At 64.5% G+C, this 21,540-nt stretch carries 19 protein-coding genes and 1 tRNA gene; 12 read left to right on the top strand and 8 right to left on the bottom strand.

The features are described 5' to 3' along the window. Positions 1-89 precede the first annotated feature (89 nt). Entirely contained in the window at positions 90-1,538 is a 1,449-nt protein-coding gene (locus FEZ61_RS07400; protein WP_017642207.1) for an ATPase domain-containing protein, read from the top strand. 25 nt (positions 1,539-1,563) lie between these two features. After that, complete coding sequence (locus FEZ61_RS07395) at positions 1,564-1,932, top strand: response regulator (RefSeq protein ID WP_017642208.1); 369 nt, start codon at positions 1,564-1,566, stop codon at positions 1,930-1,932. A gap of 81 nt (positions 1,933-2,013) precedes the next feature. Here the strand turns inward: FEZ61_RS07395 and FEZ61_RS07390 are convergent, their stop codons facing one another. Beyond that, positions 2,014-2,265, bottom strand: a complete 252-nt coding sequence (locus FEZ61_RS07390; protein WP_017642209.1) for a CsbD family protein — start codon at positions 2,263-2,265, stop codon at positions 2,014-2,016. 136 nt (positions 2,266-2,401) lie between these two features. Here FEZ61_RS07390 and FEZ61_RS07385 point away from each other — a divergent pair, with 136 nt between their 5' ends. The 3 genes from FEZ61_RS07385 (at position 2,402) to cadR (ending at position 4,814) form a co-directional block, all read left to right on the top strand. Then, positions 2,402-3,805, top strand: coding sequence for a hypothetical protein (locus tag FEZ61_RS07385; RefSeq protein ID WP_173148027.1), 1,404 nt, complete (start codon positions 2,402-2,404; stop codon positions 3,803-3,805). Positions 3,806-3,975: 170 nt separating this feature from the next. Continuing rightward, entirely contained in the window at positions 3,976-4,155 is a 180-nt protein-coding gene (locus tag FEZ61_RS07380; RefSeq protein ID WP_017642211.1) for a hypothetical protein, read from the top strand. Positions 4,156-4,343: 188 nt separating this feature from the next. Further along, positions 4,344-4,814 (top strand): Cd(II)/Pb(II)-responsive transcriptional regulator, encoded by a 471-nt coding sequence (cadR, locus tag FEZ61_RS07375; RefSeq protein WP_017642212.1) that lies wholly within the window; start codon positions 4,344-4,346, stop codon positions 4,812-4,814. A 7-nt stretch (positions 4,815-4,821) separates the two neighbouring features. On the opposite strand, the gene rimO is transcribed toward cadR, so the two are convergent. Further along, positions 4,822-6,147 carry a 30S ribosomal protein S12 methylthiotransferase RimO gene (gene rimO, locus FEZ61_RS07370; protein WP_093252824.1) on the bottom strand — a complete coding sequence of 442 codons (1,326 nt, stop codon included), beginning with the start codon at positions 6,145-6,147 and terminating at the stop codon, positions 4,822-4,824. 306 nt (positions 6,148-6,453) lie between these two features. Between rimO and FEZ61_RS07365 the strand changes: the two genes are divergently transcribed. Next, entirely contained in the window at positions 6,454-8,295 is a 1,842-nt protein-coding gene (locus tag FEZ61_RS07365; RefSeq protein ID WP_017642214.1) for a potassium transporter Kup, read from the top strand. A gap of 46 nt (positions 8,296-8,341) precedes the next feature. Here the strand turns inward: FEZ61_RS07365 and FEZ61_RS07360 are convergent, their stop codons facing one another. From FEZ61_RS07360 to FEZ61_RS07340, 5 genes are all read right to left on the bottom strand, one after another. After that, positions 8,342-8,647: a hypothetical protein gene (locus FEZ61_RS07360; RefSeq protein ID WP_173148025.1), complete on the bottom strand. Its 306-nt coding sequence runs from the start codon at positions 8,645-8,647 to the stop codon at positions 8,342-8,344. Between the two features lie 238 nt (positions 8,648-8,885). Beyond that, positions 8,886-10,160, bottom strand: coding sequence for a virulence factor family protein (locus FEZ61_RS07355; protein ID WP_173148023.1), 1,275 nt, complete (start codon positions 10,158-10,160; stop codon positions 8,886-8,888). Between the two features lie 7 nt (positions 10,161-10,167). Beyond that, the gene (gene mprF, locus FEZ61_RS07350) at positions 10,168-12,825 is read right to left on the bottom strand and encodes a bifunctional lysylphosphatidylglycerol flippase/synthetase MprF (RefSeq protein WP_242455107.1); all 2,658 of its coding nucleotides are present in this window, start codon (positions 12,823-12,825) and stop codon (positions 10,168-10,170) included. A 190-nt stretch (positions 12,826-13,015) separates the two neighbouring features. Next, positions 13,016-13,092, bottom strand: a tRNA-Met gene (locus tag FEZ61_RS07345). Between the two features lie 91 nt (positions 13,093-13,183). Then, positions 13,184-13,330 carry a hypothetical protein gene (locus FEZ61_RS07340; protein ID WP_017642218.1) on the bottom strand — a complete coding sequence of 49 codons (147 nt, stop codon included), beginning with the start codon at positions 13,328-13,330 and terminating at the stop codon, positions 13,184-13,186. Positions 13,331-13,503: 173 nt separating this feature from the next. Here FEZ61_RS07340 and FEZ61_RS07335 point away from each other — a divergent pair, with 173 nt between their 5' ends. The 3 genes from FEZ61_RS07335 to dinB all read left to right on the top strand — a co-directional run bounded on the left by FEZ61_RS07335 (position 13,504) and on the right by dinB (position 15,278). Beyond that, positions 13,504-13,821, top strand: coding sequence for a hypothetical protein (locus FEZ61_RS07335; protein ID WP_017642219.1), 318 nt, complete (start codon positions 13,504-13,506; stop codon positions 13,819-13,821). A 32-nt stretch (positions 13,822-13,853) separates the two neighbouring features. Next, positions 13,854-14,087: a hypothetical protein gene (locus FEZ61_RS07330; protein ID WP_017642220.1), complete on the top strand. Its 234-nt coding sequence runs from the start codon at positions 13,854-13,856 to the stop codon at positions 14,085-14,087. Between the two features lie 93 nt (positions 14,088-14,180). After that, complete coding sequence (gene dinB / locus FEZ61_RS07325) at positions 14,181-15,278, top strand: DNA polymerase IV (protein ID WP_017642221.1); 1,098 nt, start codon at positions 14,181-14,183, stop codon at positions 15,276-15,278. A 4-nt stretch (positions 15,279-15,282) separates the two neighbouring features. Here the strand turns inward: dinB and FEZ61_RS07320 are convergent, their stop codons facing one another. Then, positions 15,283-18,051 (bottom strand): response regulator, encoded by a 2,769-nt coding sequence (locus tag FEZ61_RS07320; RefSeq protein WP_017642222.1) that lies wholly within the window; start codon positions 18,049-18,051, stop codon positions 15,283-15,285. 211 nt (positions 18,052-18,262) lie between these two features. Here FEZ61_RS07320 and FEZ61_RS07315 point away from each other — a divergent pair, with 211 nt between their 5' ends. The 3 genes from FEZ61_RS07315 (at position 18,263) to rlmD (ending at position 21,484) form a co-directional block, all read left to right on the top strand. Further along, positions 18,263-19,153, top strand: a complete 891-nt coding sequence (locus FEZ61_RS07315) for an alpha/beta hydrolase-fold protein (protein ID WP_173148021.1) — start codon at positions 18,263-18,265, stop codon at positions 19,151-19,153. 80 nt (positions 19,154-19,233) lie between these two features. Then, positions 19,234-20,133 carry a cysteine synthase CysM gene (gene cysM / locus FEZ61_RS07310; RefSeq protein ID WP_173148019.1) on the top strand — a complete coding sequence of 300 codons (900 nt, stop codon included), beginning with the start codon at positions 19,234-19,236 and terminating at the stop codon, positions 20,131-20,133. Further along, complete coding sequence (rlmD, locus tag FEZ61_RS07305; protein ID WP_173148017.1) at positions 20,120-21,484, top strand: 23S rRNA (uracil(1939)-C(5))-methyltransferase RlmD; 1,365 nt, start codon at positions 20,120-20,122, stop codon at positions 21,482-21,484. The genes cysM and rlmD overlap by 14 nt, the downstream gene beginning before the upstream one ends. Positions 21,485-21,540: the final 56 nt, after the last annotated feature.

Raw genomic sequence — 21,540 nt, 5'->3', positions numbered from 1 at the left:
TTCGGTAGCACCCTTATAGGCTCTTGCCTGCGAAGCACCGGCCGCCTAGTTAGGCGTCCCAGACACATCATTAGTTTGAGGCATCGTTCTTGAATCGACTCGAGCGCGTCGTAACCGGTATCCAGGGGCTGGATGAGATCTTGAAGGGAGGCCTGGTTGCAGGCGCGTCCTATGTCATCCAGGGCCGTCCGGGCTCCGGCAAATCGATCATGGCCAATCAGATCGCCTTCAACCATGTGCGCGGCGGTGGCCGGGTGCTGTTCGCAACCATGCTGTCGGAAACCCATGAGCGGATGTTCCAGTTCTTTTCCACGCTGGATTTCTTCGACCGCTCCTGCATCGGGGATCAGGTCCAGTACCTGAGCGCCTTCGATACCATGGAAGGCGAGGGGCTGGATGAGGTCGTGCGTCTCCTGCGGCGGGAAATCAGCCGGCAAAAGGCTAGTCTGCTGGTGGTGGATGGTCTGCTGAACGCTCGGTCGCGTGCGGAAACGCCCATAGACACCAAGAAGTTCATCGCCGAGTTGCAGGGGCATGCGGCCTTTGCCGGTTGCACGGTGATCTTTCTCACCAGCGCGCGTCTCGAAGACGGTAGCCCGGAGCACACCATGGTCGATGGCGTGCTGGATCTGCACGAGGAAGAGATCGGCAGTCGCACCATCCGCCGTCTGGCACTGCGCAAGACTCGCGGTAGCGGCGCGTTGCCGGGCTTCCACGAATTCACCATCTCCGATGCCGGCATCACCGTGTTTCCACGGTTGGAAACTCTCTATCGCGATCCCTCGGTGGGCGCGACCTATCGCATTGGGAACCAGCGCGTAACCAGCGGCGTGGCTTCGCTGGATGCGATGATCGAGAACGGGCTACCGGAAAGCTCGACCACCTTGCTCATGGGGCCCTCGGGTGCCGGCAAGACGTCCATCTCGCTGAATTTCCTGGCCGCCTGCACGTCCGAGGCCCCCGGTCTGATGTTCAGCTTCTATGAACCGCCGGAGCGGCTGCAGCTCAAGGCCGACGCCCTGGGGCTCGATCTGGCCGGCCGTATCGATCAGGGCGCACTGCACATGCACTGGCAGCCCACGACCGAGTTGCGCCTTGATGAAGTGGGTCTGAAGCTGCTTGCGCTGGTCCAGCAGCACGGCATCAAACGGCTGGTGATCGACAGTCTGGGCGCCATTGCCCGCTTCGCCTTGCCCCAGGGGCGGCTCATCGAATACTTCAGTGCATTACTGAACGAGCTGCGTACCCAGGGCGTCACAGTTCTAGCTACCTGGGAACTACGGGACATGTTTGGCGCGGATATAGCAGCGCCGGCTCCCGAACTTTCCAGCATGGTGGACAATCTGATTTTGCTGCGATTCGTCGAGGCCGAGGCGGAGATCAAAAGAGTTCTGTCCATCCTCAAGGTGCGGGATAGCCTTTATGACCCCTCGCTACGCGAGATGGTGATAGACAACTCGGGAATCGAACTGAAAAAGGCGTTCAAAGACATGGTGAAGGTGCTTTCCGGTTCAGCCATGCCCTCAATACAACCATGATCGCGTCGGCTGGGAGAGTCTCCACATGACGACGATACTGGTAGTCGATGACGAATTTCTGATAGCGGACATCCTGGCCTTCGCTCTTGAAGACGAAGGCTACATGGTGGTCAAGGCGAGCAACGGCCGCCGAGCGCTTGATGTCTTCGATCGAGAACTACCGTCGCTGGTCATCACCGACTTCATGATGCCGGTGATGAATGGCCGCGAATTGGCGGAGGCCCTGCGCGAACGCCAGGGCCTACAACACCTGCCCATCATCCTGATGAGCGGTGCCCAGGCGCACCTGGCCCAGGAAAGCGCTGAGCTGTTCGATGCCGTGTTCCAGAAGCCCTTCAACATCGGCGATATCGTGGACACGGTGCGCAAGCACCTCGTTGCGCTGGAATCCTGAGCGAGTCCCAAAACAAAAAGGCCTGTCTGAGCAGGCCTTTTCGTTTTGGGGCTGGCGCATCGGCCAGCCCCGCGTCTCCGATCAGGAGCGCGACAGCAGTACGCCCAGAACGAAACCGACACCGCCGGCGATGGCCAGGGCAGTGAAGGGTTTGTCGGCGGTCACGTTGCGTGCGCAGTCGATGGCCTGGCCATATTGCTCCTGCAGCTTGCCTTCCAGTTGACGGGCCTTGCCCTCGGCTTGCCAATCGGCATTGCCGGTCGCGGCGCCGAAGCTGTCCTGGACCTTGCCGGTAGCGTCCTTGGCATTGCCTATGATCTGATCGGTATTCATGAATGCACCTCGTGTTGGGAAACGGGAGAGGTCATGCCAAGCGGCATGCTTCCCTTATTGATCCGCGCCAGACGCATTTCGTTCAGGTCAATTTGCTGTTCGCGACATCCATCGCGGTTTTCAGCCGAGAGGAACCATGATCTCCAACCGTATTTACGCCTTCTGCCTGCTGTCGCTGCTGGCTGGTTGCAGCACCCAGCAGCCGCCTGCCGAACCGGTGACCGATGCCGAGGAGCTCTTCACCCGGCCCGTTATGGCTGAAAGCGTCCTGCGCCAGGGCTCTCGCCTGCAACTAGCGCTGGCCCTGGCGGATGGCGGCGCCGCGTTGGTGGCCTTGGATTGCGTGGATGAACAGGCCGAATTGCTCTTTCTGGAGGGCGATCAGCGCGTCTATCCCGGACGGGTGAATGGCTATGCCGTGCCCTTGGCGCTGAGCGCCGCCAAGGTCGAGGCGCTCAAGCAGCGTCCAGACGTGGCTGCGCTCTGCGCCCAGCCGGCCAGTGCGGATTGGCGTGTCCTCGCCAGCGGCGCCGGTGGCGACACCCTGGTCATCGACCGCAACAGCCTGGTGGACGCCAACGGGGTGCGCCGCTTCTGGGGAGGCCAACAGTTGCCCGTCCAGCTGCAGACGCCGCGCTATGGCGCTCCGGTGCGCCAGTGGCGCGAATCCCTGGCCGCCGACTGTACCGCGCGCCGTTATCTGCTGCTGGCGCGTTACGGCCTGGACGACGCCGGGCGGATAACTGACAGCCAGCCAGGCGCCCAGGGGCAAGAGACCTTCGCTGCCGCTCCCGTCGAGCGGCGCACCCTGCTGGAAGCCGCCTGTGACCGCCGGGATGCCTTACTGGCCACGCCACGCCTGGGCGGGATCAAGGCCGCCGCGACAACGCCGGCTGCACCGTCGCCCGCTGGCGAGTTGCCCGCGGCCCAGGCTCAGCCTCTGCAGGCGCTCAAGGCGCTGGCGTTGCCCGCGCCAGCCATGGCCGTGCAGCGCTTCGTGGAGGCGGGCGAGAGCCGTTACGAAGGCCAGACCCAGGCCTATCGCGAAGAGGTCCGGGTCAGCCCTGGCGCGCAGCCAGGCTTGTTGCGCTTCAGCGCCCAGGGCAGGGCGGCACGGGTCGACTCGCTCAATTGGCGCGGGCTGATCGACCTGGTACGCCGCACCCGCCTCGACAACGGCAATCTGCCGGTGGAAGAACTCGCCAGCCTGGATCGACTGAGCTTCAGCGGCGACTGGCGGAGGCTCGCGGTGGGCAGCCAGGTCGGCTACCAGGCCCGGCAGACCCTGACCGGCAATCTGAAGGGCGCGGAGCAGCGGGAGATCAAGCTGTCCTGCAAGGTAGTGGGCGAGGGTGAGGCGCGCAAGGTGCTGGCTACCTTGAGTGGCAGGGCCAAGACTCTCGAATGCCGACATGGCATCTCAGGCAATGGTCCTTTGAGTCGCTGGACCTATCTGGAGGCCTATGGCTTGTTCCACCTGACCAGTGTCGGGGCAGGCCAGGCCATGGGCCTGGAAAAACAGCTGAGCGAGTTGCAATAGGCAGGGCAGCGCGCCTGGTCGATGAGCGAATGTCCGAGGCAGTATCAAGACGTTCCCTGGTGATATTTGCCTAATAGGTAAATATCACTCACGGAAACGCGACTTTTTGGCGGATTAGTACTGGGAGTATGCTGTGTCTATCGAAAAAGCACAACCAAGAGGTATTCGCTATGAAAGTCCTGGGTATCCAAGCGCTCGTTGCCGTCCTGTTCATGGGTCTGCTGTCGGGTACCGCATCCGCGGCCAGTCGCGACCTGTCCAGCAAGTCGATCCGGGCCAATGCCCAAGCGCAATTCCAGTCGGAACATCCCGCCCGTGCTTCCGCGCTGTACCAGAACAACGCCAACTAGTCTGATGTTTGTCGCGACGCCCCGGCGATCCACTCATCGCCGGGGCGTCGTTTTGTCTTCCTGCACGTCCGCACCGGCTGAGCGTCGCCAACGTCTCTTCCCTCCGCCTGCCGGTAGTTCCAGAACCCTTGCCCCAGGGCCGCGAGCGCGGCAGGCTGTCCGGATGTCAGCGGAGCGAGAAAGGCACGATGAAGATTGGCGAATTGGCCCGGCGCACCGACTGCGCGGTCGAGACCATCCGCTACTACGAGCGTGAAGGCCTGCTGCGTCCGGCGGCGCGTAGCAGCAGCAACTACCGCAGCTATGACGAGGATCAGGTCGAGCGCCTGATCTTCGTGCGTCATTGCCGTTCCCTGGACATGACCCTGGAAGAGATCCGGGCGCTGCTGGCGCTACGGGATACCGCCACGCCGGGGTGCGCCCAGGTGGACGCCCTGATCGGCGCCCATCTGCATCATGTCGAGGTGCGCATTCGCGAGTTGAATCAGCTGCGCGAACAGCTGGTGACCCTGAGACGGCAGTGCCAGGGGGAAGGCGAAGGCGACCGTTGCGGCATCCTGCGCGAACTCGGTCAGCCGGCGGCGCCATCGGCGACCACCGCCAGCTGCAGTGCGGCCGGGCACGCCCATGTGCCCGGCACCCACCGTCTGCATGACTAGCTAGGGATCAGAGCGCCTCTGCCCAGAGGTCGTACTCGTCGGCGTCGGTGACCCGCACCCAGACCTTGTCGCCTGGCTTGAGGGGATTGGCGCTGTCGACATAGACGTTGCCGTCGATTTCCGGGGCATCGGCGTAGGAGCGGCCAATGGCGCCTTGCTCGTCCACCTCGTCGATCAGCACCTCGATCTCGCGACCGATCTTGAGCTGCAGGCGCGCGGCGGAGATGGCCTGTTGGTGCGCCATGAAACGCTCCCAACGCTCCTGCTTGACCTCGTCCGGAACGGCTTCCAGACCCAGCTCGTTGGCCGGCGCGCCCTCGACCGGCGAATACTGGAAGCAGCCGACGCGATCCAGCTGGGCTTCGGTGAGCCAGTCCAGCAGGTACTGGAAGTCTTCCTCGGTCTCGCCGGGGAAGCCGACGATGAAGGTGGAGCGGATGGTCAGCTCCGGGCAGATCTCCCGCCAGCGCTTGATGCGCGCCAGGGTCTTGTCCTCGAACGCCGGGCGCTTCATGGACTTGAGCACCTTGGGGCTGGCGTGCTGGAAGGGGATGTCCAGATAGGGCAGCAGCTTGCCGGCGGCCATCAGCGGAATGACGTCGTCGACGTTGGGGTAGGGGTAGACATAGTGCAGGCGCACCCAGACCCCCATGCCCGACAGCGCCTCGCAGAGTTCCAGCATGCGCGTCTTGACCGGTTGGCCGTTCCAGAAGTCCAGTTTGTACTTGAGATCGACGCCGTAGGCGCTGGTGTCTTGGGAGATCACCAGCAGCTCCTTCACGCCCGCCTTGACCAGCCGCTCGGCCTCGGACAGCACGTCACCCACCGGGCGGCTGACCAGCCTGCCGCGCATGGAGGGGATGATGCAGAAGCTGCAGCTGTGGTTGCAGCCCTCGGAGATCTTCAGATAGGCATAGTGGCGCGGGGTCAGCTTGATGCCCTGGGGCGGGACCAGGTCGATCAACGGATTGTGCTCCAACTGCGGCGGCACCACCTCGTGGACGGCGCTGACCACCTGCTCGTACTGCTGCGGACCGGTCACCGCCAGCACGCTGGGGTGCACGCCGCGGATGTTGCCCTCGTCGACGCCCATGCACCCGGTGACGATCACCTTGCCGTTCTCGGCGATGGCCTCGCCGATGGCGTCGAGGGATTCGGCCTTGGCGCTGTCGATGAAACCGCAGGTGTTGACCACCACCACGTCGGCGTCTTCATAGGTCGGCACGATCTCGTAGCCTTCCATGCGCAGCTGGGTAAGGATGCGTTCGGAGTCGACGGTGGCCTTGGGACAGCCGAGGCTGACGAAACCGACCTTGGGGGCGGACGTTTGGATGGACATGGGCTAACCTCGGCGGGCGCTCAGGAGGCGCCTTGATCAAAAAACGCGCGATTCTAGCCATCTCTGCCGCTGCTTGGAAGGGGTACGCCGGTCCTGGCGACCGCACAGAGCTTTTTGCCGACCAGAGAGTCTATGGTCCTTGAAGCGCTGCGCCGAGAGGTTGCCCGCGCCACGCTACCGGCCTTTTCAACTTGATCCTGACGCCGCTTCGGCGCAGGATGCGCCGATTTTAGACTCTAGGAGCCCTGCATGAGCCGTCCGGAACACGAGCACGGTGGTAAAGCCCCTTCGGCCTTGGGAATGATCGTGCTCGCCACCGGCGTGGTATACGGCGACATCGGTACCAGTCCTCTCTATACCCTCAAGGAAGTCTTCTCGCCGCACTATGGCCTGGCGCTGAACCACGACAGCGTGCTCGGCATCCTGTCGCTGATCTTCTGGTCGCTCATCTGGGTCGTCACCCTCAAGTACATCACCTTCGTCATGCGCGCCGACAACCAGGGCGAGGGCGGCATCATGGCTCTCACCGCCCTGGCCCGTCGCGCCGCTCAGGGCTCGCCGCGCCTGGCCACCACCCTGGTGTTGCTCGGCCTGTTCGGCGCCGCGCTCTTCTATGGCGACAGCATGATCACCCCGGCGGTCTCGGTGTTGTCGGCGGTGGAGGGGCTGGAGCTGGCCTTCGACGGTCTGGAAGCCTGGGTCGTGCCCATCGCCCTGGTGATCCTGGTCGGCATCTTCGCCATCCAGAAGCGCGGCACCGCCACCATCGGCAAGTTCTTCGGCCCGGTGATGGTGCTCTGGTTCACCACCCTGGGCGCCCTGGGCGTCTATGGCATCGTTCAGCAGCCCGAGGTGCTCAAGGCCTTCAATCCCTATTGGGCAGTGGAGTTCTTTGCCGCCAATCCGGTGAAGGGTTTCATCGTCCTGGGCGCGGCCGTGCTGGCCCTGACCGGGGCCGAGGCACTCTATGCCGACATGGGCCACTTCGGGCGCAAACCCATCGCCCGGGCCTGGCTGCTGCTGGTGCTGCCGGGGCTGGTGCTCAACTACTTCGGTCAGGGCGCACTGCTGCTCGCCGATCCCTCGGCGGTCCGTAATCCCTTCTATCTGCTGGCCCCGGAATGGCTGCTGCTGCCGATGATCGGGCTGTCGACCCTGGCCACCGTCATCGCCTCCCAGGCGGTGATCACCGGCGCCTTCTCCATGACCCGCCAGGCCATCCAGCTGGGCTATATTCCGCGCATGCAGATCCAGCACACCTCCAGCCAGGAGCAGGGGCAGATCTACATCCCGCTGATGAACTGGGCGCTGATGCTGGGGGTGATCTTCCTGATCCTGACCTTCCAGTCTTCGGCCAACCTGGCCGAGGCCTATGGCGTGGCCGTGACCGGCACCATGCTGATCACCAGCTGCCTGGTGTCGGCGGTGATCCTCTTGCTGTGGAAATGGCCGCGCTGGATCATGGTGCCGCTGCTGATCGGCTTCCTGCTGGTGGACGTCCTGTACTTCTCAGCCAATGCGCCGAAGATCTTTTCCGGCGGCTCCTTCCCGGTGATCGCCGGTATCGTCATCTTCATCCTGCTGACCACCTGGAAGCGGGGCCGGCAACTGGTGGTGGAGCGCCTGGACGACGGCGCGCTGCCATTGCCGATCTTTATCAGTAGCATCCGTGCCCAACCGCCATTCCGCGCCAAGGGCACCGCGGTGTTCCTCACCGCCCGGACCGACGTGGTCCCCCATGCCATGCTGCACAATCTGCTGCACAACCAGGTGCTGCACGAGCAGGTGGTGCTGCTCACGGTACGCTACGAGGATCGCCCGCGGGTATCGCGTGGCGAACGCATGGAGGTCGAGGACTTCGGCGACGGCTTCTATCGGGTGGTGCTGCACTACGGTTTCATGGACGAGCCGGACATCCCCCTGGCCTTGAGCCACTGCCCTTATCCAGGCCTGGATTTCACCCCGATGCGCACCACCTACTTCCTCAGCCGGGAAACGGTGATCGCTTCCAAGCGCCTGGGCATGGCGCCCTGGCGCGAGAATCTCTTCGTCTTCCTGATGAAGAACGCCAACGGCAACCTGAGATTCTTCAAGCTGCCGGTGAACCGGGTGATCGAGTTGGGCACCCAGGTCGAGATCTAGTCGAGCGCAGAAAGAACAAAGGCCCCAGCAGGGGCCTTTTCTTTGCCTAGTTGAATACCGGCGGGGGCAGGGCGTCAGGGTCGGTGATGAAGGGCATCTGCCAGCTGTCGAGGGTCTGGCCGCGGCCTTCCAGCTCGCTGCGCACCTTGCCTATGTAGCCAGCCAGGCGCAGCGGATCGCTGTAGTCCGTCTCGCTGAGTTGTTCCTCGGTATAGAGCGTCTTGCCCTGGGCATCCACCACGCCCAGCGCCAGGTCATGTCCATCCGCGCCGGACGATACCACGCAGCCGAGGGGTTGGAAGGCATCCACCAGGATCTTGCTGGCGGCGTCGGCGGAAAGCGGTGTGCTCATGACAGAGGTCTCCGTGGCTGTTGCAGCCATAGACCGTTGGAGACCGCCCCCTTGTTCCGGCCGTTCGTCCGGGACCCAAGCCAGTCCAAAGTCTGCTGCGCGTCGGCTAAGCGGCGTTGAAGATGGCTTCGGAATGCTCATTTACCAATCGTAAACTCCGCTTCCTCAGCCATCTTCGCCTTGCTTAGCTCTAGCTCGCTAGACTTTGAACAGGCTTCAAGCCCGGTCTATCTGGTGGCTATTGCGGCGTACGGGCCTCGATGGCCTTGACCATGAAGTCGGCCAGCTTGTCGTAGTTCTCGTCGAAGTGATGACCGCCCGGGCGGGCCAGCTTCTCACCCGGTTGACCCGGCTGGGTGCAACCACTGTCGTCCTTCTCTTCCTCGCCATAGACACAGAACAGCTTGGCGGCGGGAATTCTGCTGGTTTCCGGCAGGGTATCGGCCTCGTCGCCCGGTTTGCCGAGCCAGCCTTCCACGGCGATCTCGAAGTTGCTCTTGCGGCTGAAGGCCAGCAGCAGCAGCGAGGTCACCTGGTCCTGATCGGCCTTGGGCAGGCGGTTGTAGACCGCTGGCAGGATGTCGGCGCCAAAGGAGTAGCCGGCCAGGACGAAGTGCTTGGCGTTCCACTTCTCGCGGTATTCCTGCATCAGGTTGGCGAGGTCGGCGGCGACCTGCTCGGGACTCTTGTGCTGCCAGAAGTAGCGCAGGGAATCCACGCCGACGACCGGATAACCCGCTTCGTTCATGGCCTGGGCCGAGAGACGGTCGATGTCGCGCCAGCCGCCGTCACCGGAATAGAAGATGGTCACCACGTCGGGGTGGCCTGGCTTGACGTCTGGATCGGCCGGCATCTCGATGGTCGGGATGTCGTTGTGCTGGCCCAGCAGACGATTCTTGAGCTGGGTGCGCAGGACCACCGGCAGGGCGGTGCCGTAGTCGGCGATGGTCAGATCGGCGTTGCTCTGCTGGCGCACGAAGATAGCCGAATCGTCGGTCGGATGATCGTTCCAGGCGATGTGCCATTGACCCGCGGCTGCCTTGGCCGGCAGGGCATCCGGGCAATCCAGGGTTTCCAGGTTGAAGCCGACGCTCAGGGCCGCGGCCTTCGGATTGTCCTGTGTGGTCAGCCAGCGCCAGGCGCGGGCGGCGCCTGGGCCGATGCCGCCGACAAAGGTCGGCGCGCCACTCAGCTGCTTGGCCGCGTTGGCGAAGTCATCGCTCTGCGCCTGGCAGCCATTGGATACCCTGACCTCGTACTGGACGATTTCGGCGCCGGTGTTGGTGGCCAGGCCCAGCAGATCGGCATCCGCCAGCTGCAGGTCCGACGGCGTGGCCAGCACCACGTGGGCATGGGGCTCGCCCTTGGGCGCGGCCATGGTCAGCAGCCGACCATCCGGCTGCTCCAGGACCTTGACCTGGGGCGCCGACGGCCAACGATGGAGCCACCACCAGCCCAGGCCCCCCGCGATCAGCAGGATGACGAGCAGTACTGCGAGTGCACGTTTCAGCATAGGAGTCTCAACGTTTGACCAGACCGGTGTAACCCCCGGCGATTAGGGCGGCGGTATCGGCGAAAGCGACCAGGGGGTCCAGGCCGGCGGGTACCGCCATGTAGCGCGGCTCCCACTCCGGATCGAACTTGTCCTTGAAGCGGCGCAGGCCCTGGAAGTTATAGAACTGTTCACCGCGTCTGAACACCATGGCGCCCAGGCGTTGGGTGATGGGGGCGCCACGGCGGGGATGCAGGCCGGCCAGCGGGACCATGCCCAGCGAGAAGCGGGCGAAGCCGGCGGTCTTGAAGTGCAGGATCAGCCCGAGCATGAGGAATTCCATGGTCTGCTTGGGCGCATCCGCGGTGACCCGCATCAGGTCGATGCTGGCCAGATCCGGGCGTTCGGTTTCCAGCAGGTTGGCGAAGGCCACCGCCTTGCTCTGGAAGCGCACCACGGCGATGCGGAAGTGCTGGAGATAGGCGGGGTCGAAACGACCCAGGGAAAAGCCTTTCTCGCGCACCTGCTTGCTTTCCAGCCAGACGTCGGAGATCGCCTTGAGTTCGTCCAGTGGCGCCTCGCCCGGGGCATGGAATTCGATGGCCAGGCCATCGCGCTGGCCACGATTCCAAGTGTATCTCAGGTCCTTCTTGCCCTTGCTGTCGAGATCGAAGGCGTGCAGGTCCACGCGCGCCTCTTCGCCGAGCTTGAGCGCGGTGAGTCCGATGTCCATATAGAAGGGTAGATTTTCGGCGCGCACCTGATAGAACACCGGTCGGGCATGGTGCAGGTCGCAGAGATCACGAAACTTCCAGATCAGCTCGGCGCGCGGCTGGGAGCGGCCGATGGGATCGAAGAGGGCGATCAGGCTGCGGCCCCGCCGTCCGTACATCAGGAAGGCATCGTCGCTTTCATGGAAGAGCAGGGCTTTGTCACCGGTCATCACCAGACCGCCATCCGGCTGACTGGATTTGCGCACGATACCGAAGGCGCGCTCGAGCTCGGCGTTGGTCGGGGCTTCGATGGGCGGCGGCGCGGCGCGCAGCAGCCAGCCCAGGGCAATGATCAGCAGCAGGACCGAACTGCCCAGGGCGGCACGCAGGCCGCGTGGCGCATCGGCGTCCAGGGCGAATTGCCACCAGAGACGGGTATCGTAGGGCACGTCCTGGTAGGCGAACAGCAGCAACCACACCGAGGCCGCGACCACGCAGATGCTGGCGGTCACGTACAGCGGCGAGAAGGGTTGCTCCATCAGCCGGCTGCGGCGATAGAAGGATTTGCGGAAGGTGGCGAGCAGCGCCGCCGTCAGCGCCAGGATGGAGGCTTCCTCCCAGTCGAAACCTTTCAACAGGGACAGCAGGGAACCGAGCAGCAGCAAGACCAAGGTCACCGCCCAAGCCGCGGACAGGCGCCGGCGCAATCCCTGCGCCAGCAATAGACAGACGACGCCGATCAGGCTCGCGCCCAGGTGGGAGGCATCGATCAACCGCTGGGGCAGCAGGAAATCCATGCCCTCCAGACGGGTGTCTATTTCAGGGGTGACCCCAGAAAAAAGCAGGACCACCCCAGAAAAAAAAACCAGGATGGCGAGGATGGGTGCCGCGAGTCCCGAGGCGACCCGTACCGCAGGACTGTTCGACAGCAGGCGCCGGCCTTCGCTGAACAGCAGCACCAGACAGGCGATCACGAACGGCAGCAGCACATAGAACAGCCGGTAGACCACCAGCGCCGCGGCGAGCTGAGCCGCACCCAGTTCGTTGGCGAAGGCTGCCAGCAGCACCGCTTCGAACACGCCGACGCCGCCCGGGACGTGGCTGAGCACGCCCGCGGCCAGCGCCAGCAGATAGACCAGCAGGAAGGCACCGAAGGGCGGAGCCGTCGGCAGCAGCAGATAGAGCACCATCGAGGCGGCGGTCACGTCGAGGATGGTGATCACCAGTTGCAGCGCGGACAGCCGCAGGGTCGGCAGGCGCAGGGCGCGTTTGCCGATGCGGAAATGCAGGGCATGGGCGCAGGGCTGCTCAGGTGCTCGCCAGCGACGCAGCGCCAGGATGCCGATCGCATAGCCGATCAGGATCACGGCGGACGCGGTAACGATCACCGCTTCCGGTACGCGCAGGGCCTGGGTGGAGGCGGGCAGGTTGGTCAGCGCGGCGATGGCGGCCAGTGGCGGCAGGGCGGTGCCCAGCGCCAGACTGGAAAACACCGTCATCCGCGCCACTTCCAGGGCGCTGAGGCCCTGGCGGGCATAGAGGCGATAGCGTACCGAGCCGCCGGACAACATGGAGAGCCCGACCGCGTTGCCGATGGCGAAGGCGGTGAGGCCGCCCATGGTCCAGGCGCGGGCCGGCAGCTTGACGTCGGCGAAGCGCATGGCCGACCACTCGTAACCGAGCAGGATGGTGAAGCCGGCCGCGGCGGCGATCAGGGCGCCGATCAGGGATGAATGTGGGATATCGTGAAGGGCATCGTGGAGCGCCTCGCCGTCGATGCTGCTCAGCAGATGCCAGCAGACCACCAGCGCGGCGGCGAACAACACCAGGGTCACACCCAATTCGATGGGTTGTCGATAGGCCGTCAACCGCTCCAGCAGGCGCCAGGGCAGTGCTTGAGGGGGCGAAACAGGATGGTCCGCAGGGGATGCCGGCTTCGAGGAGACCTCTTTGGCTGGATCAGGTGCAGTCATGCAAACTCCTCTAGACAGGAACGCGCGTCAGATTACTGGTCGCGCGCGGTTTGCCAAGCCTTGTACAGATAAAAAAGCTCTATACCAACCTTTGTAGCTCGCGTAGCTACAGAGTTCGCACCGCTGGGATCTGACCCCGGTCAAATTCAGCGCAAAAAAAAACCACTCAAGAGAGTGGTTTTTTCGAATTTGGTTGCGGGAGCTGGATTTGAACCAACGACCTTCGGGTTATGAGCCCGACGAGCTACCAGACTGCTCCATCCCGCGTCCGATGTGGCTCAGTATAGGGCCAAGAAAAAATTCGTCAAGGAAAAATTTAATATTCTTCAAAGGCTTATTTAGTCAGGCAGGGTCGAGGTCACTTGTCCCCGTCGCTCTTCTGCATCTGGACCGAAGCCTTTTCACCACTGGAGCGATTCTGCTGATCCGATTGATCGCGATCGAAACAACCACCGAGCGCCAGGGTGACGAGCAGGGCGGAGGATAACAATAGAGGGCGTTTCATGGGTGGTCTCCTGGATGTACGTCCTCAGTCGACCTATGAGGACGGCAAAGAGTCCGAAAAGCCGATGAGAGTCCACCGCGCTGACAAGTGAGACGGTGATAGCAAAACGCCGCGTGGTCGCTCAGGCGGGTGGTGGCCATATGCTATCCTCGCTGGGTGTTATGGAGAACCTCATGCACCCTTCTCAGGATTCGAGTGGTCTGGACCAGCGCATCATGCGCGTGATGGAGCACGACATCGCGACGCTCGTCGCCCAGTTGTGCAATCTTTCGCTGGCGCTGACCGGCAGTAGTGCCAATGGCGCCGCCGACATGGCACTTCAAGTCGTGGAAAAAGTCGAATTGCTCGTCGACGACATGAAGACGCTGCGCGTTTCCGCGCAGGCGCTGCTGGACACCACGTCCCGCCATGTTCGATCCGGCCATTTCGAAGAGCGGATCGTCATCGCCGACGACGAGAGTGCACCTTTCGACGATGGGCAACGCGACTGAACCGTTTGACCAGGAAAGTCCAAGGGGTCGCCATGAATCTCCTGCTGGAAACCTTGCTTCAGCATCTCCAGGGTCTGGGGCGTATCGAGTTCTTCGAGCGCAGTGAGCATTTCGCGCGCCTGATGATCACCACCCCGGATGGTGTCATCGCCGAACGCCACCTCTATTACGATCAGTTGCACCATGCCCATGATCTCAAGGCGGTGGTCGACGAGCTGCGCGAAGAGGTCGTGCATCGGCAGCGCCTGCTGCAGGACGTCGGTTAACCGGCGATTCGTCGTCCGCCATGGACAAATCCGGGCGGTCTTGGCTTACTGTACGGATAATCAGCCGCAGTGCCCGGCCCGGCATCTTTCTCCATGGCTCCGGACAATTCCCCCGCCCAGCTCCCACCCAAGCGCCAGCGCAAGATCATCCATGTCGACTGTGACTGCTTCTATGCGTCCATCGAGATGCGCGATGATCCGCGCCTGGGCAACAAGCCGCTGGCGGTAGGCGGAACCCCTGATCGCCGTGGGGTGGTCGCCACCTGCAACTACGAGGCGCGGGCCTTTGGCGTGCGCTCCGCCATGTCGTCCCATCAGGCGCAAAAGCTCTGTCCCGACCTGGTTTTCGTCAAGCCGCGCTTCGACGTCTACAAGGAGGTGTCGCGGCAGATCCACGCCATCTTCCAGGACTACACCGAGCTGATCGAGCCGCTGTCCCTCGATGAGGCCTACCTGGATGTCACCCAGTGCGAGCTGTTCAATGGCAGCGCCACCCTGATCGCCCGCGACATCCGCCGCCGGGTCTGGCAAGAGCTGAACATCACGGTGTCGGCGGGCGTCGCGCCGAACAAGTTTCTCGCCAAGATCGCCAGTGACTGGAAAAAGCCCAACGGCTTGTTCGTCATCGCGCCCCATGAGGTGGACGACTTCGTCGCCGTGCTGCCGGTGGCCAAGCTGCATGGCGTCGGCAAAGTCACCGCCGACAAGCTAAAGCGCCGTGGCATCGTCCTGTGCAGCGATCTGCAGACCTGGTCGCGCTTCGATCTGCTGCGTGAATTCGGCAGCTTCGGCGAGCGCCTCTGGGCACTGGCCCATGGTATCGACGAGCGCCAGGTCAAGGTGGACAGCCAGCGGCAATCGGCCAGCGTCGAGCGCACCTATGACCGCGACCTGCCCGATGCCGCCGCCTGTGCCAAGGAGTTGCCCGAGTTGCTGGCCAAGCTCGAAGAGCGGTTGACGCGCCTGGCCGACCGCTATCGTCCGGAGCGGCCCTTCATCAAGGTCAAGTTCCACGACTTCACCCAGACCACCCTGGAACAGCAGGGCGCCGGGCGCGATCTCGACAGCTATCGGCGGCTGCTGGAGCAGGCCTATCGGCGGGGCAATCGACCGGTGCGCCTGCTCGGCGTGGGCGTGCGCCTGACCGATCTGCGCGAGGCGGCGCTGCAGTTGCGGCTGTTCGAGGACTAGCCCGCTAGAGCGGGCTCTTGGCCTGGGTGGACAGATTGACGATGGCCGCGTCCAGTTCTTCCAGCGCCGGGCTGGAGGTCGGGGCGCCCTGCTTGAGCAGGGTTTCGCTGTGCTGGCAGGCAGCGCGCAGCTGGGGCACGCCGCAATAGCGGGTAGCGCCATGCAGGCGGTGGACGCGCTCGATGAGGGCGATGCGGTCACCGTCTTCGCGGGCCTGGCGAATGGCCTGACGGTCCGCGGCCAGGGAGGCGAGCAGCATGCTCAGCAGGTCCTTGGCCAGGTCCGGCTTGTTGGCCGCCAGGCGCAGGCCTTCGTCCGCATCCATCACCGCCAGCGTGGAAATGTCCTGGCCGCCGCTGTTGAGGCTGGTGACCTCGGGCGCCGAGCTGTGCAGCAGGCGCAGGCCGGTCCATTTGAGAATGACCTGGGCCAGTTGCCGATCGCTGATGGGCTTGGTGAGGTAGTCGTCCATGCCGCTTTGCAGCAGGGCGCGTTTCTCGTTGGCCATGGCGTGGGCGGTAAGGGCGACGATGGGCACTGGGGTGCCGCCTTCGCTGGCTTCCCAGTCACGGATCGCCTCGGTGGCCTGGCGGCCATCCATGCCGGGCATCTGCACGTCCATGAACACCAGGTCGAAGCGCTCCTGCTGGACGGCTTCCACCGCCGCATAGCCGCTCTCCACCGCGGTGACCTGGGCGCCGAGATCGGTCAGCAGGGTCTCCACCAGCAGCAGGTTGGCCGGATTGTCGTCGACGCAGAGCAGGCGCGGTGGTCTGTCGGTGATGCCCAGGCCGCCACTTTCATTGCGTTGCGGACGCTGGTTGAGCAATTCCGCCACGGCCTGTTCCAGCTTGCGGCTGCAGGCCGGCTTGGAGTGCAGTTGGCAATGGACGTCGGGCAGCGAGGCATGGAACACCGCCTGGTCGGTGGTGGGGCAGTAGACCAGGGTATTGCAGTCCTGGCGACCCAGTTCCCAGATGCGTTCGGTGAGCAGGTCCGGCGGAATGCTGCGCGCGCTGACGCCCAGCACCGCCAGGCTGACCGGTAGTTTGCCGGAGGCCGGATGGGCGACGGCTTCGCTGAGCTGTTCCAGGGTCTCGAACGGCTCCACGCTCAGGCCGCATTCTTCCAGCTGATGCTGCAGCGCCTGGCGGGTGAGGGGGTGGGGCTCGACCAGGCCGACGCGACGGCCGGCCAGGGCGATGCGCTTGTGGCTCTCGACGCTGCCGTGGGCCTTGGGCAGGTTGAGGGTGATCCAGAATTCCGAGCCCTCGCCGGGAATGCTCTCCAGGCCGATCTCGCCACCCATCTGCTCGATCAGGCGTTTGGAGATGACCAGGCCGAGACCGGTTCCGCCGGCCTGGCGGGTCAGGGAGTTGTCGGCCTGGGAGAAGGCCTGGAACAGCATCTGGCGGTCTTCGTCGGTCAGGCCGACCCCGGTGTCCTGGACGCTGATGCGCAACTGGGCGTGGTCGTCGGTCTCTTCCTCGACCATGGCGCGCACGGCGATGGTGCCGGAGTGGGTGAACTTGATGGCATTGCTCACCAGGTTGGTGAGCACCTGGCGCAGGCGCTGCGGATCGCCGACCAGGTGGGTCGGGGTGTCGCGGTAGACCAGGCAGACCAGCTCCAGGTGCTTTTCATGGGCCGACGGCGCCAGGATGGTCAGGGTGTCCTGGATCATGTCGCGCAGATTGAACGGCAGATTCTCCAGCACCAGCTTGCCGGCTTCGATCTTCGAGAAGTCGAGGATCTCGTTGATGATGCCCAGGAGGCTCTCGGCGGAATTCTGGATGGTGCTCAGGTAATCCTGCTGGCGCGGGGTCAGCTCGCTCTTCTGCATCAGATTGGTGAAGCCGATGATGCCGTTGAGCGGGGTGCGGATCTCGTGGCTCATGTTGGCCAGGAATTCCGACTTGATGCGGCTGGCCTCCAGCGCCGCCTTGCGCGCCAGATCCAGCTCGATGTTCTGGATCTCGATGGTTTCCAGGTTCTGGCGCACGTCCTCGGTGGCCTGATCGATGTTGTTCTGCATCTCGAACTGGGCATTTTCCATGGCTTCGGCCATGCGGTTGATGCCGGTGGCCAGTTCGTCGAATTCGGGGCTGCCGAGCTGGGTCGGCAGGCGTGTCTCCAGGCGCCCCTCCTGCAGCTGGCTGACGCCCTGGGCGATCACCTGCAGCGGCCGGTTGATGCGCCGGCCCATGCGCACGGCGATGAAGGCGGTGAAGGCCAGGCCGAGCAGGATCAGCAGGAGGCCGGCCACCAGGTTGCGATAGCCGCGCAGCAGGGTGGCGTGATGGGAGAGTTCGAGCTGGATCCAGCCCAGGGTCTGGGGCGTGGCCGGGTTGCCGTCGCTGCGGGTCAGGCGCAGGTCGTGGGTCTGCACCGGCAGATTGAAGTGGGTGATGTCGAGGCCAGACCTCATGCTGATGGTCTGGTAGTCCCGCCCGGTGAGCGCCACCGTCATCGAGGGGCCCGCATGGGCGAGGACGTTGCCATCGTCATCCAGGAAGGTGATGGCCCGGACATCGGCCTGGTCGAGGGCGCGCTGGGCGATACGGTTGAGCTGGTCGTTGTCGCCGGTACGCATGGCCGGGGCAATGAGCGGGGCCATCTGCTGGGCCACCAGCTGACCGTGCTCGATGAGCTGGTTGCGCATGTCGGACAGCTGCACCCAGCTGAAATAGACCCCCAGCAGCGCCGCCATGCAGCAGGTCGGGAGGACGCTCAACAGCAAGATGCGCCCCTTGAGTCCCAATTCGTCCAGCACTGCACGTCCCCCGAGGAAAATGGCGAGTCTAACCCCTTTACCAAATGTAAAGAGAGTCTTTGCGAAAGGGGTCGCACCCCTTGGCGCGCTGATTCGAGAAAATCCGCGAAGGCTGCCACGGCTTCTGGCCGAGGTGCACAACCATTGACCCCGTCGGCGGTCTGGTAGGGACTGCCGGTCGTTCCGGTACGGTTGCGTTCGAGGAGATCCTTTGAAGAAGAGTTGCAGTCTGATGCTGGCGGGTGCCCTGTTGCTGGGGACCGGCTGGATGGTGCCGACCCAGGCCCAGGAGCCCAAGAAGACCACCCTGGTGGAGCGGGGGTCGATGTACTACAGCTTCGAGACGCACCTGCTCGACTCGGCGGATGGCAAGCGCCGCTATCGGGTCTATATCGGCATCCCCAAGCAACCGGCGCCGATGATGGGCTATCCCGCGCTCTTTCTGCTCGATGGCGATGCCGCCCTGGCACAGCTGCAGGATGTCTGGCTGTCCCCGCATAAACTGAAGAGTCCGCCGGTGCTGGTGGCCATCGGGTACGCCGATGCCGCGGACGCCATGCAGGAACGCACCTACGACTACACCCCGGCGATCGGCAGTGGGCGCAATCATGACGACGTGCGCAAGGACTGGCCAGCAGGGGGCTCGCGGGCGTTTCTCGATCTGATCGAACAACGCATCAAGCCGCTGCTGACCCAGAGCGTACCGGTGGACCCCAACCGCCAGACCCTCTGGGGCCATGGCTACGGCGGGCTGTTCGTGCTCGATACCCTTTATCGGCAGCCCCAGGCTTTCCAGCGCTATGTGGCGAGCGATGTCGCCTTTGGCTGGCAGCAGGGTTTCATCCTCAAGCGGGCGCAGGAATTCCAGGGTGTGGGGGGTGCCCGTCCGGTGCAGCTGTGGCTGTACTCCGGTACCGAGGACCTCACCCGCAAGGTCGCGCCCGAGGCCGCCAAGCGGCTGGCCGAACGGCTGGCCGGGTTGCCGGGGCTGCAGGTGACGCCGCAGGTGCGGCCCAACCTAGGGCCGGAGGGCATCCTGTCGCTGAGCCTGCCCGCCGCCCTGGAGGTGGCCAGCGACGGCGCCGCCACGCCGCGGCCTTAGCCAGGCGCCGGATGGGTAGGGTCAGCGGTGCTTTGGGAGTATCATGGAAGGCTTTCACCCCTGGCGGAACGAGCTGATTCATGAGTCTGCACTATCCCACCATCGCCGATTGCATCGGTAACACGCCGCTGGTGCGCCTGCAGCGCCTGGCCGGCGACACCCGCAGTACCGTGCTGCTCAAGCTGGAAGGCAACAACCCGGCGGGTTCGGTCAAGGACCGCCCGGCGCTGTCGATGATCCGCCAGGCCGAGGCCCGTGGCGACATCCTGCCTGGGGATACCCTGATCGAGGCCACCTCCGGCAACACCGGGATCGCCCTGGCCATGGCCGCCGCGATCATGGGCTATCGCATGATCCTGATCATGCCCGACAACTCCAGCGCCGAACGCAAGGCGGCCATGACCGCCTACGGCGCCGAGCTGATCCTGGTCAGCAAGGAAGAGGGCATGGAAGGCGCGCGGGATCTGGCCACCCGCATGCAGGCCGAGGACCGCGGCAAGGTGCTCGACCAGTTCGGCAATGGCGACAACCCGGTCGCCCACTACCTGGGCACCGGTCCGGAAATCTGGCGCCAGACCCACGGCAGCATCACCCATTTCGTCAGTTCCATGGGGACCACCGGGACCATCATGGGTACCTCGCGCTACCTCAAGGAGCAGAATCCCAAGGTGCAGATCGTGGGTCTGCAACCGGAGGAGGGCGCGGCCATTCCCGGTATCCGCCGCTGGCCGGAGGCCTACCTGCCGAAGATCTACGAATCCAGTCGCGTGGATCGCATCATCGACATGGGCCAGCAGGAAGCCGAGGACACTATGCGCCGCCTGGCCCGGGAAGAAGGCATCTTCTGCGGTGTGTCGTCCGGCGGTTCGGTGGCGGGCGCCCTGCGCATCGCCCGGGAAGTGGACAATGCGGTGATCGTCGCGATCATCTGTGACCGAGGCGATCGCTACCTGTCGACCGGCGTCTATGACCCGCGCTAAGCGAGGCGGCGGCGGGCTGCGCTTCCAACCCGCCGGTGGCGCCCGGGCGGCGGCGGTGCCGACTGGCAAGCGGCAGCTGCTGGCCATCGAGCGGCTGTCCCATGACGGCCGCGGCGTCGCCCGCGAAGGCGGGCGGACCTGGTTCGTCGCCGGTGCCCTGCCGGGCGAGCAGGTCGAGGCGCGGGTGCTCGGTGCTCGTAGCCAGGTGGTCGAGGCCCGTACCCTCAGGGTGCTGGAAGCCAATCCGCTGCGGCGCACACCGCCCTGCAGCGTGGCCGACCGCTGCGGTGGTTGCACCCTGCAGCACCTGCCCCATGCCGATCAACTGACCCTCAAGCAAGACGCCCTCGCCGAGCAATTCCGCCGGCTGGCCGGGGTGCAACCGCTGGCCTGGGCCGCGCCCATGGTCGGTCCCGAATTCGGCTATCGCCGGCGCGCCCGCGTCGCGGTGCGCTGGGACGAACGCCAAGGGCGCCTGGAGGTGGGTTTTCGCGCCGAGGCCAGCCAGGACATCGTCACCCCCGACGACTGCCTGGTACTGGTACCGGAACTGCAGCCGCTGCTGCGGGCGCTACCTGACGTGCTGAGCGGGCTGGAGCGGCCCCAGGCGATCGGTCATGTCGAGCTCTTCCAGGGTACGGCCACGGCCCTGCTGGTGCGCCATACCCAGGCGCTGCTGCCAGGCGACCAGGCCCGTCTGCGCGACTTCTGCGCGGCCGCTGGCGTCCAGCTCTGGTGGCAGGGCAAGGGCGAGCCGCAGCCGGATCAGACCGACGCCAGGCTGGGCTATCGATTGGCGCCCTGGGACCTGACGCTGGCCTATCAGCCGGGCGATTTCGTCCAGGTCAACGCTGCCATCAACGAGGCCATGGTCGCCCAGGCGCTGGACTGGCTGGCGCCCACCGCTGACGACCGGGTGCTCGATCTCTTCTCCGGCCTGGGCAATTTCGCCCTGCCACTGGCGCGGCAGGCAGCGGCGGTCACCGGGATCGAAGGGGTCGCGGCGATGACATCCCGGGCAATACAAAATGCGCGTGACAACGGCATCGGCAACGCGCACTTTCTACAGGTGGACCTGTCGAACCCGCTACCCGCCGATCTGGGCAGCCATTCGCTGGCCTTGCTGGATCCGCCGCGCGACGGTGCGCTGGAGGTGGTCCGGCAGCTCAGAGGGCTCGGCATCGGGCGACTGGTCTATGTTTCCTGCAACCCGGCCACCTTGGCGCGGGATGCGGGAGAGCTGGTCCGACAGGGCTATCGCATGACAAGGGCGGGCATTCTCGACATGTTCCCGCAGACCGCCCATGTGGAAGCCATGGTGCTGTTCGAAGCGGGCAGGATGCCCGGGTAACGACGGCTCGCCAACCGATGCGAGCCAATCCGGCGAGAAGGCTACGCCGTGAGGAA

This window comes from Pseudomonas sp. MS15a(2019) (assembly GCF_013277805.1).
Lineage (GTDB): Bacteria > Pseudomonadota > Gammaproteobacteria > Pseudomonadales > Pseudomonadaceae > Chryseomonas > Chryseomonas benzopyrenica.
This window is presented reverse-complemented; position numbering and strand designations above follow the sequence as displayed.